This window comes from Rhizobium sp. BR 314, from assembly GCF_047445805.1.
GTDB lineage: Bacteria > Pseudomonadota > Alphaproteobacteria > Rhizobiales > Rhizobiaceae > Rhizobium > Rhizobium lusitanum_B.
In genome coordinates this window covers 65,060-80,805 of the sequence record NZ_JARWLA010000018.1, presented here as the reverse complement: position 1 = coordinate 80,805, position 15,746 = coordinate 65,060, and the positions used below count along the sequence as shown (strand labels likewise).

The following is a 15,746-nucleotide window of genomic DNA, read 5'->3' as shown; positions in this document are numbered from 1 at the left end:
TGACAAGCGTGTGACAGGGCGAGTGGGCGAGATGGTAGGGCAGAAGATACAGAGGCAGACGGGCGTGGCGCTCTGGCGGCAGATCGCCGACCGGATTCGCACGTCGATCAATCACGGCGATTTTGACGAAACGGGCATGGTGCCGCCGGAAACCACGCTGGCCCTGCAGTTCGGCGTCAATAGGCACACGATCCGCAGCGCGCTCAGCGCGCTGGCGCAGGAGGGGATTGTCCGGGCGGTGCAGGGGCGGGGCACGCTGATTGAGCGCAAGGAGCGGCTGAGCTTCCCGATTTCCAAGCGGACACGCTTCTCGCAAGGGATCGGCGATCAGGTGCGCGAAACCCGCAGCGTCCTGCTTGCTTCCAGTGACGAGCCGGCAAATGTGGAACTTGCCGGGCAGCTCAAGGTCGATGTCGGTACAAAACTTGTGCGCTTGGAAACGCTCGGCCAGGCGGATCATCGCCCGGTATCGCGCGCCACCAGCTGGTTCCCGGCCGATCGCTTCGGCGATATCGCCGAGATCTACCGGACGACCGGATCGATCACGAAGGCTTTTCGGGAATTGGGCGTGCCGGACTATGTGCGCGTCGTCACCGAGATCACGGCGGCTCATGCCGACGAAAGCGACCTGAGCGATCTGCAACTATCTCCAGGTGCTATCGTTCTGGTCGCCCAGGCGCTCAACGCGGATCTCGACGATGTCCCGGTGCAATATTCGATTTCCCGCTTCGCCGCAGACAGGGTGCGCTTCACTGTCGAAAACTGAGGCTGCGAAGCAATCTCTGGAAGATCGTCCCTTTCCCCGTCAAGCGGGGAGAGGGCTAGTCTGAGGGGCCTTCAGGCCCGAAAGCTTGCGCTCAATGCGCGCCGGACATGTCGCCGAGGACTTCCTTCGAGGCGACGGTGGAATCGGCCTTGAGCTTGTAGACCATCGGCACGCCCGTCGCGAGGTTCAGCTCCAGGATCTGTGCCTTGCTCAGGCGGTCGAGAACCATCACGAGCGAGCGCAGCGAGTTGCCGTGAGCGGCGACCAGCACGTTCTGGCCGGCAAGCACGCGCGGCAGGATTTCCGTCAGGTAGTAGGGCCAGACGCGCGCGCCGGTGTCGCGCAGGCTCTCGCCGCCGGGCGGCGGAACGTCGTAGGAGCGGCGCCAGATGTGAACCTGCTCTTCGCCCCACTTGGCGCGGGCGTCGTCCTTGTTGAGACCGGAGAGATCGCCGTAGTCGCGCTCGTTCAGCGCCTGATCCTTGATGGTTTCGAGGCCGGGTTGGCCGATTTCATCGAGGATGATCTTCAGCGTGTGCTGGGCGCGTGTGAGATCCGAGGTGAAAGCGATATCGTACTTGATGCCATAGTCGGCCAGAGCCTTGCCGCCGGTCTTGGCTTCTTCGACGCCAAGCGCAGTCAGATCGGGGTCCTTCCACCCGGTAAAGAGATTCTTCAAATTCCAGTCGCTCTGCCCGTGGCGAACGAGAACGAGAGTACCGCTCATAATATTTCTCCTTGATAGAGCAGTTCCAGGAAAAGCGCCTAGCGGCCTTCCGCCGGGAACTGCGAGACAATAAAAGGCTGGGCGGATCGGCAGTTCCGTGCCGGCCCGCTCTGGGGTCGGATCAGCGTGTGGCGAGCCCGAGAACGTCGAGCATGGAATAGAAGCCGGGTTTCTTGTCGCGCGCCCAGAGTGCGGCCTGCAGCGCGCCGCGCGCAAACAGCGACCGGTCGCCGGCATTGTGCGACAATGTCAGCCGCTCGCTCTCGCTGGCGAAGATCACCGAGTGATCGCCGACCACGCCGCCGCCGCGCAGGGTCGCAAAGCCGATCGTGCCGGCCGGGCGCGGGCCGGTATGGCCATCGCGCACGCGCACGGAACTGTCGTTGAGATCGACGCCGCGGCCCTTCGCCGCCGCCTGACCGAGCAGCAGTGCCGTGCCCGAGGGCGCATCGACCTTGTGGCGATGATGCATCTCCAGCACCTCGATGTCCCAGTCGTTCGAGGGCAGCGCACGTGCCGCCTGCTCGACGAGCACGCTCAGAAGATTGATACCGAGGCCCATATTGCCTGATTTGACGATGCGGGCATGGCGCGCAGCTGCCTTGAACTTGGCTTCATCCTCATCCGAGCATCCGGTCGTGCCGATGATGTGGACGACGCGCGCCTGTGCGGCAAGGCCGGCGAAGGTGACGCTGGTTGCCGGCGTTGTGAAATCGATGACGCCTTCGGCATGGAGAAACGCGGCGAGCGGATCGTCGGTCACGGGAATGCCGATCGGCCCGAGCCCGGCGATTTCGCCGGCATCCTTGCCGATAAAGGCCGAGCCAGGACGCGCGACCGCGGCATGCAGGGTTACGCCGTCGGTTGCATGGATGAGACGGATGAGAGCCTGTCCCATGCGGCCCGCCGCGCCAACCACCACCAGCTTCATCGCATCGTCGCTCATATCGTCTCTATCGTCTATTTGCGGGAATTACCGGACGCGACCGGCCGTTGAAGGTTGTTGAGGCGAGCGTAGAGGCCATTGTCGGCCTCTGCAAGCGTCTCGTGGTTGCCCTCTTCCACAACGCGGCCGTTCTGCATGACGACGATCTTTTCCGCTCGGACGACCGTCGACAGGCGATGGGCGATGACGACGACCGTGCGGCCGCTCATGGCTTCGTCCAGCGCCTTCTGCACGGCTGCTTCCGATTCAGTGTCGAGCGCCGAGGTAGCCTCGTCGAGCAGCAAGATCGGCGCGTTGCGTACGAGTGCGCGGGCGATCGACAGGCGCTGCCGCTGGCCACCGGAAAGCGTCACGCCGTTTTCACCGACCGGCGTATCATAGCCCAGCGGCTGCGCCGTGATGAAGTCATGGGCATAGGCGAGGCGGGCTGCGTTCTCGATTTCGGCATTCGTCGCATCGGGACGGCCATAACGTATATTGTCGCGGATCGTGCCTTCGAAGAGATAAGGCTGCTGCGAGACATAGGCGAGCTGATGCCGCAGCGACTGCTTGGTCACATGCGCGATGTCCTGACCATCGATCAGGATGCAGCCGGCCTTCGGATCGTAGAAACGTGGAATGAGATTGATGACGGTGGATTTGCCGGCGCCGGAAGGTCCGACGAGCGCCGTTGTCTGACCGCCCTCGGCTGTGAAGCTCACACTGGACAGAACAGCTTCGTCGCCATAGGCAAAGCCGACGTCGCGGAACTCGATGCGGGCGTCGGTAACGACCAGCGGCTTGGCATCCGGCAAATCGCGCTGGCGAGGCTCCATGTCGAGCAGCTCGTAGATCATCCGCGCATTCACCACGGCGCGTTCAAGCTGCACCTGCAGCTTGGCAAGGCGTCGTGCCGGATCGTAGGCGAGCAACAGCGAGGTGGCGAAGGAGAAGAACACGCCCGGGGATATGTTGTCGTAGATCGAACGGTAGGCGGCATAGGCGAAAAGGCTGGCGATCGCGAAGCCGGCGACGGTTTCCATCAGCGGACCGTTGCGCTCCGACAGCCGGGCGATACGGTTCTGCCGGTGTTCGGCCGCGGTAATGAGCTTGTCGATCTTGTTCTCCAGCTCGTTTTCCATCGTGAACGCCTTGACGATGGAAATACCCTGGATCGTCTCCTGCATAGCGCCCAGCACATGGCTGTTGAGAACGATCGCTTCGCGGGTCGCGGAGCGCAGCCTTTTGGAGATGTAGCGCAGCGTCAGGAACAGCGGCGGGGCGATGACGGCGAAGGCTATGCTCAGCACCGGATCCTGGAAAATCATGACGCCGAGCAGGACGACGAAGGTCAGCAGATCGCGCGCCGTCGAGGTGATCGTCAGGTTCATGACATCGCGGATGCCGGACACGTTCTGACTGATTTGGGCGGCGAGTTGGGCTGACCGGGCCTCGCTAAAGAACCCGACCGACAGCGTCATGAGATGGGTGTAGAGGCGGCTCTGATAGCGGGCAATGATATTGTTGCCGATTTTGGACAGGATGACCGACTGGAAATATCCGGCAAATCCGCGCACCACGAAAACGACGAAAATACTGAAGCAAATGGTCCAGGCATGCCAGATATCGCGGGCGATGAAGGCGCTATCGATGACGGATTGGACGATGTAGCCGATATAACCGGTCGACAACGCCACCAGGATCAAACAGCTAATTGCAATGATGTAGCCACGAATATGATCACGGCCGTTTTCCGCGATGATGCGCTTCAGCATGCCGGTGATGGCTTCGCTGTCGACGGTGTTTTTTTGGGTATCGGGCGATTTCAAAAATCGGCTTCCTGTCTCAAACCAAGCGAGCCGCACATGGCATATGCTTTCGCGGCTCTATAAAGACTTAGGGCGGCTTTGGCTAGAGATGGCTTGCCGCGCTGGTTAAGAGCCATGTCTGAAGCCCCCGTCATTATAGGAGAACGAGCCCTCATCGGAAAGAAGTTCGGCCTCTTCCCACCGCCGCCATTGGGCACGCGAAGCCGATCTCAGCAGTGCCCCTGCCGGCAGATTGATAGCCCGCTCAAGCGAAGCTGCATATCGGCTTGAAAGCATCAACGCCGCCAGCGGCGGCCTTCGGTCGCCAGGCCGAAACTTGCGGGTCTGCGGGCATAGCTTGCAAGTCCCGACAGCGCAGCGAGAGGATGCGTGACCACATGGGTCGGGATGGTCTTCATCATTTCGGTATGCGGCGCCTTGTCCTCGAAGGCGGCGCGGAACTCCGGCTTCTGCAGCGCCGGCAGGATCTTCTGAGGGATGCCGCCGGAGAGGTAGACGCCGCCGCGCGCCATAAAGATCATGGCGATATCGCCGGCGACGCGGCCGAGATAGGTGGCGAAAAGCGTCAGCGTTTCCTCGGCCTGCGCGTTGGTGCCGGCAAGGGCGTGGTTGGTGATGTCGGCTGGTTCCTTGAGGCTCGGCTCGATGCCATCGGCTACGCAGACGGCATGGTAGAGGTTCTGAAGCCCGCGGCCGCAGATGACCTGCTCGGCCGAGATGCGGCCCTCGATCGGTTCCAGATGCGGCCAGATCTGCAGGTCGCGCTCGGTGCGCGGTCCGAGATCGATATGGCCGCCTTCGCCCGGCACCGGAATCCACTGATGCTGGGTGTGGACGAGGCCGGCCACGCCAAGACCGGTGCCCGGCCCGAGTACGGCGCGCGAAGCGGTCTTGTTTTCAGAGGCCGTGCCGATGGTTTCGCGGTGGTCGTCGGCGATCTCGGCAATTGCCAGCGCCTGCGCCTCGAAGTCGTTGATGACGAGCACATCCTCTATCCCGAGATTGGCGATCATCGTCTTCGGACGGATCACCCAGTCGCAATTGGTGAGCGGTATCTCGTCGCCTTGCACGGGACCGGCCATGGCAAGGATCGCGGAACGTGGCTGCACCTTGCTCTTCTCAAGAGTTTGCCGGATCGCGTCGTCGATCGTTTCGAAATTTGCCGTCTGCACGACGGGAAAATGTTCCTGTTCGGCCGCAGCATCGGCAAGGATCGAGAAGCGTGCGTTCGTGCCGCCGATATCGCCGATCAGGATGGGAAAAGGCAGAGGGGCGTCGCTGTGATTGAGCTCGGGCATGGCCAGGTCCGTGGTCTGCCGCCGGCAAGGCGGATTTAATGGTTCAGTGTTTTGATCAGCCGCTCGGCAGTGGATTCGTTGAGCGCCATCGGAATGTCGTAGAGAACGGCAAGCCGCGTCAATGCCTTGACGTCGACGTCGTGCGGCATCGGGGTGAGCGGATCGATGAAGAAGATGAGCATGTCAATTTCGCTGGTGGCGATCAGTGCGCCGATCTGCTGGTCGCCGCCGAGCGGCCCGCTTTTCAGGCGCGTGACCTTCAGATTGGGACAGGCATCAAGCACGCGGCCGCCGGTCGTACCGGTCGCGACGATATGCCAATCGGCAAGTGCCGCTTGGTTCCGCCGTGCAAAATCCGCCATCGCATCCTTTTTCTGATCATGCGCGATCAGCGCGATGCATTTGCTGCCGGCCATAAAGTCTTCGCTCCGCAACGGGTTTCAATCGATTAATTCGCCTTCTATACCAAGGGGGCGCGTTTTGAAAGGCTGCCCCGCGCGGATGGTTCGGGCCTCACTGCTGCGGGATATTGCCGGGTGGCGTATTGCCAGAGACGGGCATCGCTTCGGTTTCCGCGGCTGCATCGGCCGGCTTGGCGGCGGACGTGGCTGCGCGAGCGGAAGCGGCCGCCGGTGCCGCCAGCACGGCCCCGCAGGCCTTGGGCAGATCCGAAACCATGACTTCGCGCGGCTTTACCGGCGGCTTCGTGCTGGGCTTGGGCTTGGCCCAGGGCTCCGGGCCGAGCCACCACGCGAGTGTCTTGTCACAGCCGTCGCCTGCGGCGACCGGCGCCTGTCCTGTGCAGCCCTCAGAGCCTGGAGGGCAGCGCAGGCGGATATGGAAATGCGAGTCGTGGCCATATTCCGGTCGCAGCTTGCCGAGATTGCTGCGATCGCCGGTCCAGCTGTCGCACATCTTCTTTTTGATCGCCGGATTGATGAAGATCCGCTCCACTTCGGGATAGCTTGCCGCGCGCATCAGCAGGCGGGCATGCGCCGGTGTCCATACCTTGTCGTTGATGGTCAGGAACTTGTCCTTGGCCAGCATTGAGGTGAAGGGCAGAGCCTCACGATCGGCGGCGGAGAGCTTGTGTCGAGGCATCGGTGTTAGCCAGACGTCGGCGTCGAGACCGATCTGGTGCGAGGCATGGCCGTTGAACATCGGCCCGCCGCGGGGCTGCGAGATGTCGCCGACGAGCAGGCCTGGCCAGCCGTCATTTTTCGCTGCATCACGCGCCAGGCGCTCCAGCAGGCCGATCATTTCGGGCCGCCCCCAGCGCCGGTTGCGGGAAAGGCGCATGGCCTGCCATGTCGGTCCGTCGGCCGGCAGAGCGACCGCGCCAGCAAGGCACCCCTTGGCATAGAACCCGATCGAGTGCGACGGTCCGGCGGTCGGCAGCGTCACGGCTCCGAAAACTGCCTTGGCGCTGCCGGGCGACGGAGCCGTCTGCTGTGCCAGCACATCGCCCGCCAAGAGGCCTATGCCGATCGTGGTTGCAAGTGAGACCTTGCCGATAGTTTGAAGGGTGCGAGCCAGTAGGGAAACCATTGATATCCTTGAAGACGACCGAGACGGGCCGAAGTGATTTGCGGCGAGACTATCCTGAAAACTGATTCAAGTTAATCCGCAGCAAGCACAGGTGGCCGAAAAGCGCACCCGCCTTTGCCGATCTCGGCCATCTCTAAAGATGGATCAGTTCGCCAAAATCTCCGCCGTCTTGCGGATGCGCGACAGCCGCGGCATGACCTTGGTACAGGAAAAATCCTGCATGTCCTGAGAGAAGGTCGATACTGCATCTTCGGCAACGATGACGGCATAATTTGCCGCGTAAGCATCGCGTACTGTCGATTCCACGCCGAAATTGGTGGCGACGCCTGTCAGGATCAGGGTCTTGATACCGCGGCGGCGAAGCTGCAGATCGAGTTCCGTCCCGTAAAAGGCGCTCCATTGGCGTTTGACGATGGCGACGTCAGGCGTCAGCGCCGCCATCTCGGCGGGGGCTTCCAGCGCGGCTGCGGGCAAACCACCTGGGGGAAGTACCAAGGTTTCGTCCGTCGGCTGATTGACAGCATCGGCATAGTCCGAAGAGAATCCGACTGTTACGAAAACGGTGGTGCCGCCATCGGCCTTCAGCTTGTTTGCGATGGCGACGGTATTGGCAATGATATGCTGGGCAGAATAGGGCGCGAGCGGCCGGCTGAGCACGAGGCCCTGCAGGTCGATGGAAACGAGAGCGGTGGTCTTGGGGTCGTAAAGTGACATCGGCAGGGGCTCCAGAAAATATGAGGATGTCCTCACAATGGAAATATGAGGATGGCCTCACAAAAATCAAGTGAAGAATTGAAGAACCGGGTTCCTAAGCGGCAGCGCGGCCACGACCGCGTCGTCATTCTGCTGGATGCCGCCGGCAAGGTCTTTGCGCGAAGGGGCTATGATGCTGCGACCATGACGGAGATCGCTGCCGAAGCGCATTCCTCTATCGGCTCGCTCTATCAGTTCTTTCCGACCAAACCCTTGCTGGCCGAGGCGCTGCACATCGATCGTCTGGATCGGTTGAAGGCGGGGCTTCGCGACATTGCGGAACGGAGCACCGGCCTTTCCGCAGCCGAGTGTGGCGAGGCGATCTTCGACGCTCTCGCGGCCTTCATGGAAACATATCCGGAATTTGCAGCGCTCGCCGGGCGGCGCGATATTCCAAAGGAGCGCAAGGCGCGTTCACGTGCGGAGTTGAAGGAGCTGATTGCCAATGTGCTGCGGCAGGCGCAGCCGCCGATATCGGACGATATCGGCCTGATGTCGGGTATCGTGCTCGAACTGCTGCGTATCGCCGCCGTCGTTGCCAGCGATCCGGATGCGGCGGAGGACCGGCGGATTATCGGCGAGCTGCGTCTGATGCTGCGCCGCCGTCTGGAGGACGCCGCTCCTCAGATCTGAGTGCGCCGTTGGCGAGCGGTTCAGGGGCGATGAGATGAGTAATTGCGTCCTGTTTTTTGCCCTCATTTGCCTTATGCTGATTCTGATACAATCATCGGGAGATCATGGATGGCATTGTCACGGTTGAAAGCAGGCTTGGTCGCTTCTCTTATTGGCCTGCTGGCGATGCCGGTATCCTCGAAAGCAGATGAGCCGAAATTCCGCATCGGCACGGCCATTCTCGGCGATCTCAAATATCAGCCCGGCTTCAAGCATTTCGACTATGTCAAGCCGGATGCGCCCAAGGGCGGTGAAGTGAAGCTTTCGGCCAGCGGCACCTTCGATACCCTTAATCCGGTGCTACTGAAGGGCAATGTCGCCAGTGGCACGGAGCTGATCTACGATACGCTGCTAAAGAAGGCCGATGACGAGGCCAACTCCTCTTATGGCCTGCTGGCCGAAGGCGTTTCCTATCCCGATGACGTTTCGAGCGCGGTCTTTCGGTTGCGCACCGAGGCGAAATGGGCCGATGGGACGCCTGTGACGCCGGAAGACGTTATCTTCAGCTTCGAGAAGACCAAAGAACTCAATCCCATGGCGACCAGCTACTTCGCGCATGTCATCAGCGCGGAAAAGACCGGCGAGCGCGACGTCACCTTCCGCTTCGATGAGAAAAACAACCGGGAACTACCCTCGATCCTCGGCACGATTACCATCGTGCCGAAACATTGGTGGGAAGCAAACGGTCCCGATGGCAAGCCGCGCGATATCTCGCGCACGACGCTGGAACCAGTTGTGGGATCAGGCCCGTACAAGATCGCATCGGTGCAGCCGGGTGCTTCAATCCGCTACGAGTTGCGCGACGATTATTGGGGCAAGAACCTGCCGGTCAATGTAGGCGAGAACAATTTCGGCTCGATCAGCTATGTCTATTTCTCCGACTATGATGTCGCGTTCGAGGCCTTTCGCGGCGGTGCCATTGACTACTGGCAGGACAATTCGACGAGCCATTGGGTGACAGGCTACGATTTTCCGGCCGCCAAAGATGGCCGTATCAAGCGCGACGAACTTCCCAACACGCTGCGCTCGGTTGGCATCATGCAGGCGCTCGTTCCCAACATGCGGCGCGAACGGTTCAAGGATCAGCGTATCCGCGAGGCGCTGAACTATGTCTACGATTTCGAGGAGCTGAACCGAACCCTCTCCTTCGGGAAACTGACGCGGGTCGACAGCTTCTTCTTCGGCACCAAATTCGCTTCCTCCGGTCTGCCGCAGGGCCAGGAGCTCGATGTTCTGAACAGCATCAAAGACAAGGTGCCGGCCGAGGTCTTCACAGCTCCCTACGCCAATCCCGTCGGCGGCGATCCACAGAAAGCGCGCGACAATTTCCGCAAGGCAATCGCTCTATTCAAGGATGCAGGCTGGGTCCTCAAGAACAACAAGATGGTGAATGCGCAGACCGGTCAGCCGTTCACGCTGGAGCTGTTGCTGAGCAATCCTTCCTACGAACGCTCGGTGCTGCCCTACATCCAGAACCTGAAGCGCATCGGTGTCGATGCCAGCGTCAGGACGGTCGATCCTTCGCAATATGTCAACCGCATCCGCAGTTTCGACTATGACATGATTTGGAATGTCTGGGCTGAAACGCTCAATCCTGGCAATGAGCAGGCCGATTTCTGGGGCTCAGCCTCTGTCGATCGTCAAGGATCCCGCAATTATGCTGGCATCGCCGACCCTGGCGTCGACGAACTCATTCAGAAGGTGATCCTTGCCAAGGACGTCGCGGAGAAGGAAGCCACCACCAGGGCGCTCGACCGCGTACTGCTTGCCCGCCATTACGTTGTGCCCACCTTCTACGGGACGACAACGAGGATCGCCTATTGGGACAAGTTCGAGCATCTGCCTGAGCTGCCCTACTACTCGATCGGCTTTCCCGAGGTCTGGTGGTCGAAAAGCGCCGGAAAATGAGCCTCTCTTGCAATAAGAGGCTCGCTGCCTCCAAATGCTCGAGGCTGATTCGGATAATTTCAAGCTGATATGACTGCGCCGGTTTCAATTCGGCGGAAGGGCCGGCGGAAGGGAATGTGAATTGATCGATAGATGGATTAAGGCGAGGCGGGACATATTCCTCTTCGAGGAGGCGGCCGACTGATGGGCGCCTATATTCTGCGACGCCTGCTGCTGATGATCCCGACCATCGTCGGCATCATGGCCATTTCCTTCACTATCGTGCAGTTCGCGCCGGGCGGGCCGGTGGAACAGGTCATCGCGCAGCTGACCGGGCAGGGCGACAATGCCAGCAACCGCTTGTCGGGCGGCACCGACACCGCGACCCAGCAGGCTTTCAACGACAGCAGCTCGAAATATCGCGGTGCACAGGGGCTCGATCCCGAGCTGATCGCCAAGCTCGACAAGCAGTTCGGCTTCGACAAACCGCCGCTGGAGCGCTTCGGTCAGATGATGTGGAACTATATCCGCTTCGATTTCGGCGAGAGCTTCTTCCGCAACACGACGGTCATCGACCTCATCGGTCAGAAGCTGCCCGTGTCGATTTCGCTTGGCGTCTGGATCCTGCTCTTTTCCTACACCATCTCCATTCCGCTCGGCATTCGCAAGGCGGTGCAGGACGGATCGACTTTCGATGTCTGGACGTCGGGCATCATCATTATCGGTTATGCGGTTCCGAGCTTCCTCTTCGGCATCATGCTGATCGTGCTGTTCGCCGGCGGCTCCTTTTTCGACTGGTTTCCGCTGCGCGGCCTTGTCTCGGATAATTTCGCCGATCTCAACTGGTGGCAGAAGATCCTCGATTATTTCTGGCATCTGGTGCTGCCGCTGATTTCGCTGTCGCTTGCAGCCTTCGCTACCACCACGCTGCTCACCAAGAATTCCTTCATCGAAGAGATCAAGAAGCAATACGTCGTCACCGCCCGCGCCAAGGGGCTTTCCGAACGGCGCGTGCTTTATGGCCATGTCTTCCGCAACGCCATGCTCATCGTCATCGCCGGCTTTCCCGGCGCTTTCATTCACGCCTTCTTCACCGGTTCGCTGCTGATCGAGAACATCTTCTCGCTCGATGGCCTTGGCCGCCTCAGCTATCTCTCCGTCGTCCAGCGCGACTATCCGGTTGTCTTTGCGACGCTGTTCATCTTCTCGCTGCTCGGCCTCGTCGTTAGCCTCGTTTCCGACCTGATCTACACCTGGATCGATCCGCGCATCGACTTCGAGCGGAGGGACGTGTGATGGACGCAGCCAGCACTCCGGCTTCCACGCCGGTCGAAAAGCCGCCGCGCAAGGGCCTCTTCTCGCCGACCAACCTGCGTCGCTGGGAGAATTTCAGGGCGAACCGCCGGGGCTACTGGTCGCTCTGGATATTCCTTGTCCTGTTCGTCCTCAGCCTTGGCGCCGAGTTCATCGTCAACGACCGGCCGATCCTTATGTCCTACAAGGGCGAGATCCTGGCGCCGATCTTCGTCGACTATCCGGAAGAGAAATTCGGCGGCTTCCTCGCGCAGACGGATTATCGCGCCCAGGATATCCAGGACGAGATCAATGCCAATGGCTGGATGATCTGGCCGCCGATCCACTATTCCTATCAGACCGCCAATTCCAACCTGCCCGTTGGAATGTCGGCGCCGACCCCGCCCTTCTGGGCAATGAGCAAGGAAAAGCGCTGCTCGGGCTATGCCGGCGGGATCTCCGACCCGAACTGCAACTGGAGCAACTTCAACTGGCTCGGCACGGATGACCAGGCGCGAGACGTGCTCGCCCGCCTGATCTACGGCTTCCGCATCTCGGTGCTGTTCGGCCTGGCGCTCACCATCTGCTCGGCCGTAGTCGGCGTCTGCGCCGGTGCGATACAGGGCTATTTTGGCGGCTGGACGGATCTTCTGATGCAGCGCTTCATCGAAATCTGGTCGTCCATGCCGGTGCTCTACATTCTGCTGATCATCGCCTCGGTGCTGCCGCCCGGCTTTTTCATCCTGCTCGGCATATTGCTGCTGTTTTCCTGGGTGGGTCTTGTCGGCGTCGTGCGTGCCGAATTCCTGCGGGCGCGCAATTTCGAATATGTGCGCGCTGCCCGCGCGCTCGGCGTCAACAACCGCACCATCATGTATCGCCACCTGCTACCGAACGCGATGGTCGCGACGTTAACCTTCGTTCCCTTCATCCTGTCGGGCTCGATCACCACCCTGACCTCGCTCGACTTCCTCGGCTTCGGTATGCCGCCCGGCTCACCGTCGCTGGGCGAAATGATCGCCCAGGGCAAATCCAACCTGCAGGCTCCCTGGCTGGGGCTTTCGGCCTTCTTCGCCATGTCGATCATGCTGTCGCTGCTGATTTTCATCGGCGAGGCCGTGCGCGACGCCTTCGATCCGAGGAAGACCTTCCGATGAGCGAAAACTCCACTCCGCTATTGTCCGTTCGCAATCTGTCGGTCGCCTTTGGTCAGGGCGGCCACACCTCGATTGCCGTCGACGGCATTTCGTTCGATATCCATCGCGGCGAGGTCGTGGCGCTGGTCGGCGAATCCGGTTCGGGCAAGTCGGTCTCGGCCAATTCGATCCTGAAGCTGCTGCCCTATCCGGCCGCAAGCCATCCCTCCGGCGAGATCTTGTTCAAGGGCAAGGATCTGCTGAAGGCATCGGACAGCGAGCTGCGTGCGGTGCGCGGCAACGACATTACGATGATCTTCCAGGAGCCGATGACATCGCTCAATCCGCTCCATTCGATCGAAAAGCAGATCAGCGAAATCCTGGCCCTGCATCAGGGTATGGTGGGCGATGCTGCCCGCAACCGCACGCTGGAACTACTGAACCAGGTCGGTATCCGGGAGCCGGAAAAGCGTCTCAAGGCCTATCCGCACGAGCTGTCCGGCGGCCAGCGCCAGCGCGTGATGATCGCCATGGCGCTCGCCAACCGTCCGGAATTGCTGATCGCCGACGAGCCGACGACGGCGCTCGACGTGACGGTGCAGGCCCAGATCCTCGAACTGCTGCGCGAGCTCAAAGGTGCGCACGGCATGTCGATGCTGTTCATCACTCACGACCTCGGCATCGTCCGCAAGTTCGCCGATCGCGTCTGCGTGATGACCAAGGGCCACATCGTCGAGACCGGTACAGTGGAAGACGTCTTCGCCCGGCCGCAGCATGAGTACACCCGCCACCTGCTGGCAGCCGAGCCGCGTGGCGAGCCGCCGGCCAGCGATAACGGCAAGCCCGTGGTCATGGAAGGCAATGACATCCGCGTCTGGTTCCCGATCAAGGCCGGCTTCATGCGCAAGGTCGTCGACCACGTGAAGGCGGTCGATGGTATCGATCTGAAGCTCAGGGCGGGCCAGACGCTCGGTGTCGTCGGCGAATCCGGTTCGGGCAAGACGACGCTCGGGCTGGCGCTCGCCCGGCTCATTTCCTCAAAGGGCCGTATCGCCTTCGTGGGAAAAGATATAGCCGGCTATTCATTCCGCGAGATGCGGCCGCTGCGCAACCAGCTGCAGGTGGTCTTTCAGGATCCCTATGGGTCGCTCAGCCCGCGCATGTCGGTCGGCGAGATCATCGCCGAGGGGCTCAAGGTACACGAGCGGTCGCTTTCCGTCGATGAGCGCGACAAGCGTGTCTGCTGGGCACTGGAGGAGGTAGGCCTCGACCCGTCCACCCGTTGGCGCTTCCCGCATGAATTCTCCGGCGGCCAGCGCCAGCGCATTGCCATCGCCCGTGCCATGGTGCTGAAGCCGCGTTTCGTCATGCTGGACGAGCCGACCTCGGCGCTCGACATGAGCGTGCAGGCACAGGTTGTGGATTTGCTGCGCGACTTGCAGAAGAAGCACGATCTCGCCTATCTCTTCATCAGCCACGATCTGAAAGTGGTGAAGGCGCTTGCCAACGAGCTGATCGTCATGCGCTTCGGTAAGGTGGTGGAGCAGGGTGCTTCCGCCGATATCTTCCGCGCGCCGCAACAGGATTATACCAAGGCGCTTCTCGCCGCAGCATTCAACATCGAGGCGGTGCCGACCGCCGCCATCAAACAGTGAAGACTTCAGCCATGCCGGCCAAAAACCCTATCGTTGTCGACCTCAAATTCGATCCCGCGGCAATTGCCAAAATCCTCGAAACGGCCTTTTCCGATCGCCGCAGCATCAATCTCGCCGAGCCCGCCAATAAGGACGCCGACCTCTCGCAGGCCGACTACGCGCTCCTGTGGAAGCCGGATGCGGATCTTTTTCAGCGCGCACCCAATCTGAAGGTTATCTTTTCGGGCGGCGCCGGCGTCGATTCGATGATGTCCATCGCCGGCCTGCCCGATGTCCCGATCGTCCGCTTCGTCGATCGCAGCCTCACGACACGCATGAGCGAATGGGTCGTCATGCAATGCTTGATGCACCTTCGCGATGTTCAGGGTCACTTCACGAGCCAGCGTCAGCGTGTATGGGCGCCGCAGCATGGTCCAGAAGCAGCCGACATCACGGTCGGCGTCATGGGGCTCGGCGTTCTCGGCTGCGATGCCCTTGCGAAATTGAAGGCCATGGGTTTCAACGTTATCGGCTGGTCCCGCACGAGAAAGCAGATCGATGGCACGGAAACCTTCGATGCCCGCGGGCTCGATGCGTTTCTGGCGCGCACCGATATCCTTGTCGGCCTGTTGCCGCTGACGCCGGAGACGACGGGTATCTACAATGCCTCGCTCTTTTCGAGGCTTCGCCGCGATGGTGCGCTGGGCAAGCCGGTCTTCATCAATGCCGGCCGCGGCAAGAGCCAGGTGGCGGCCGATATCGCGCTGGCGATCGAGACCGGCATTCTCGGCGGTGCCTCGCTCGATGTTTTCGCCGTCGAACCCCTGGCGGCGGACGATCCGCTCTGGGGCCTGGACAATGTCATCATCACGCCGCACGATTCCGCCGTCTCGGATGAAAGGGCGCTGATGCGCCATGTCGAGGAACAGATCGCGCGCTTTGAGCGAGGCGAACCGCTGCAGCATCTGGTGGATCGCAGCCTGGGTTACTAGATCAATTGCAGGAAAAGTGCGAAGCGGCTTTCCGTCCGGCATTGCATGAAAACAAAGATATGGAGCGTTTTCGCGACTCGAAGAAAAGTGGAAATGCTCCAAGTCTGATCGAGAAAACGGCGATCGAGGCTTTTCGCGTCGATCGTTGCCCGCGATATCGCTCAATCGGCTCTGGTATCAATTTTCTTTCAGCGACTGGACATTCGCTCAACATTTTTTGATAACAGAGCGCTACAAACGCGTGCCGGCTTGCCCGCTGGCGAAAAGCATGACGTCCGCAGGGCAG

Annotated in this window: 14 protein-coding genes; 7 read left to right on the top strand and 7 right to left on the bottom strand. The window is 60.9% G+C overall.

Annotated features, from left to right (window positions below):
• Positions 1-31: 31 nt before the first annotated feature.
• Complete coding sequence (phnF, locus tag QD461_RS21410) at positions 32-766, top strand: phosphonate metabolism transcriptional regulator PhnF (RefSeq protein ID WP_414089559.1); 735 nt, start codon at positions 32-34, stop codon at positions 764-766.
• A gap of 91 nt (positions 767-857) precedes the next feature.
• Here phnF and QD461_RS21405 read toward each other — a convergent pair whose 3' ends face one another.
• The 7 genes from QD461_RS21405 to QD461_RS21375 form a co-directional block, all read right to left on the bottom strand.
• Positions 858-1,493: a 2,3-bisphosphoglycerate-dependent phosphoglycerate mutase gene (locus tag QD461_RS21405; RefSeq protein WP_184708739.1), complete on the bottom strand. Its 636-nt coding sequence runs from the start codon at positions 1,491-1,493 to the stop codon at positions 858-860.
• Between the two features lie 121 nt (positions 1,494-1,614).
• Complete coding sequence (gene dapB, locus QD461_RS21400) at positions 1,615-2,439, bottom strand: 4-hydroxy-tetrahydrodipicolinate reductase (RefSeq protein WP_414089558.1); 825 nt, start codon at positions 2,437-2,439, stop codon at positions 1,615-1,617.
• A gap of 14 nt (positions 2,440-2,453) precedes the next feature.
• Positions 2,454-4,193 (bottom strand): ABC transporter ATP-binding protein, encoded by a 1,740-nt coding sequence (locus tag QD461_RS21395; RefSeq protein WP_409527710.1) that lies wholly within the window; start codon positions 4,191-4,193, stop codon positions 2,454-2,456.
• A 329-nt stretch (positions 4,194-4,522) separates the two neighbouring features.
• Positions 4,523-5,545 (bottom strand): glucokinase, encoded by a 1,023-nt coding sequence (locus QD461_RS21390; protein WP_414089557.1) that lies wholly within the window; start codon positions 5,543-5,545, stop codon positions 4,523-4,525.
• Between the two features lie 35 nt (positions 5,546-5,580).
• A complete protein-coding gene (locus QD461_RS21385) occupies positions 5,581-5,961 on the bottom strand; it encodes a methylglyoxal synthase (RefSeq protein ID WP_414089556.1) in 381 nt (126 codons plus the stop codon).
• Positions 5,962-6,058: 97 nt separating this feature from the next.
• Entirely contained in the window at positions 6,059-7,093 is a 1,035-nt protein-coding gene (mepA, locus tag QD461_RS21380; RefSeq protein WP_414089555.1) for a penicillin-insensitive murein endopeptidase, read from the bottom strand.
• A gap of 144 nt (positions 7,094-7,237) precedes the next feature.
• Positions 7,238-7,807 carry a hydrolase gene (locus QD461_RS21375; RefSeq protein ID WP_414089554.1) on the bottom strand — a complete coding sequence of 190 codons (570 nt, stop codon included), beginning with the start codon at positions 7,805-7,807 and terminating at the stop codon, positions 7,238-7,240.
• A gap of 51 nt (positions 7,808-7,858) precedes the next feature.
• Here QD461_RS21375 and QD461_RS21370 point away from each other — a divergent pair, with 51 nt between their 5' ends.
• From QD461_RS21370 to QD461_RS21345, 6 genes are all read left to right on the top strand, one after another.
• The gene (locus QD461_RS21370) at positions 7,859-8,479 is read left to right on the top strand and encodes a TetR/AcrR family transcriptional regulator (protein ID WP_414089553.1); all 621 of its coding nucleotides are present in this window, start codon (positions 7,859-7,861) and stop codon (positions 8,477-8,479) included.
• Positions 8,480-8,587: 108 nt separating this feature from the next.
• Complete coding sequence (locus tag QD461_RS21365) at positions 8,588-10,426, top strand: extracellular solute-binding protein (protein ID WP_414089552.1); 1,839 nt, start codon at positions 8,588-8,590, stop codon at positions 10,424-10,426.
• Positions 10,427-10,609: 183 nt separating this feature from the next.
• Entirely contained in the window at positions 10,610-11,701 is a 1,092-nt protein-coding gene (locus QD461_RS21360) for a microcin C ABC transporter permease YejB (protein ID WP_414089551.1), read from the top strand.
• Positions 11,701-12,855 (top strand): ABC transporter permease, encoded by a 1,155-nt coding sequence (locus QD461_RS21355; protein ID WP_414089550.1) that lies wholly within the window; start codon positions 11,701-11,703, stop codon positions 12,853-12,855. Before QD461_RS21360 ends, QD461_RS21355 begins: the two co-directional genes overlap by 1 nt.
• Positions 12,852-14,489 carry an ABC transporter ATP-binding protein gene (locus tag QD461_RS21350; protein ID WP_414089549.1) on the top strand — a complete coding sequence of 546 codons (1,638 nt, stop codon included), beginning with the start codon at positions 12,852-12,854 and terminating at the stop codon, positions 14,487-14,489. Before QD461_RS21355 ends, QD461_RS21350 begins: the two co-directional genes overlap by 4 nt.
• Positions 14,490-14,500: 11 nt before the next feature.
• Positions 14,501-15,460 (top strand): 2-hydroxyacid dehydrogenase, encoded by a 960-nt coding sequence (locus QD461_RS21345; RefSeq protein ID WP_414089548.1) that lies wholly within the window; start codon positions 14,501-14,503, stop codon positions 15,458-15,460.
• Positions 15,461-15,746 lie beyond the last annotated feature (286 nt).

Excerpts from the sequence above, each read along its gene's own strand:
- phnF (WP_414089559.1), top strand. The coding sequence starts at position 32 with ATGGTAGGGCAGAAGATACAGAGGCAGACGGGCGTGGCGCTCTGGCGG.
- QD461_RS21405 (WP_184708739.1), bottom strand. The coding sequence starts at position 1,493 with ATGAGCGGTACTCTCGTTCTCGTTCGCCACGGGCAGAGCGACTGGAAT.
- dapB (WP_414089558.1), bottom strand. The coding sequence starts at position 2,439 with ATGAGCGACGATGCGATGAAGCTGGTGGTGGTTGGCGCGGCGGGCCGC.
- QD461_RS21395 (WP_409527710.1), bottom strand. The coding sequence starts at position 4,193 with ATGCTGAAGCGCATCATCGCGGAAAACGGCCGTGATCATATTCGTGGC.
- QD461_RS21390 (WP_414089557.1), bottom strand. The coding sequence starts at position 5,545 with ATGCCCGAGCTCAATCACAGCGACGCCCCTCTGCCTTTTCCCATCCTG.
- QD461_RS21385 (WP_414089556.1), bottom strand. The coding sequence starts at position 5,961 with ATGGCCGGCAGCAAATGCATCGCGCTGATCGCGCATGATCAGAAAAAG.
- mepA (WP_414089555.1), bottom strand. The coding sequence starts at position 7,093 with ATGGTTTCCCTACTGGCTCGCACCCTTCAAACTATCGGCAAGGTCTCA.
- QD461_RS21375 (WP_414089554.1), bottom strand. The coding sequence starts at position 7,807 with ATGTCACTTTACGACCCCAAGACCACCGCTCTCGTTTCCATCGACCTG.
- QD461_RS21370 (WP_414089553.1), top strand. The coding sequence starts at position 7,859 with ATGGCCTCACAAAAATCAAGTGAAGAATTGAAGAACCGGGTTCCTAAG.
- QD461_RS21365 (WP_414089552.1), top strand. The coding sequence starts at position 8,588 with ATGGCATTGTCACGGTTGAAAGCAGGCTTGGTCGCTTCTCTTATTGGC.
- QD461_RS21360 (WP_414089551.1), top strand. The coding sequence starts at position 10,610 with ATGGGCGCCTATATTCTGCGACGCCTGCTGCTGATGATCCCGACCATC.
- QD461_RS21355 (WP_414089550.1), top strand. The coding sequence starts at position 11,701 with ATGGACGCAGCCAGCACTCCGGCTTCCACGCCGGTCGAAAAGCCGCCG.
- QD461_RS21350 (WP_414089549.1), top strand. The coding sequence starts at position 12,852 with ATGAGCGAAAACTCCACTCCGCTATTGTCCGTTCGCAATCTGTCGGTC.
- QD461_RS21345 (WP_414089548.1), top strand. The coding sequence starts at position 14,501 with ATGCCGGCCAAAAACCCTATCGTTGTCGACCTCAAATTCGATCCCGCG.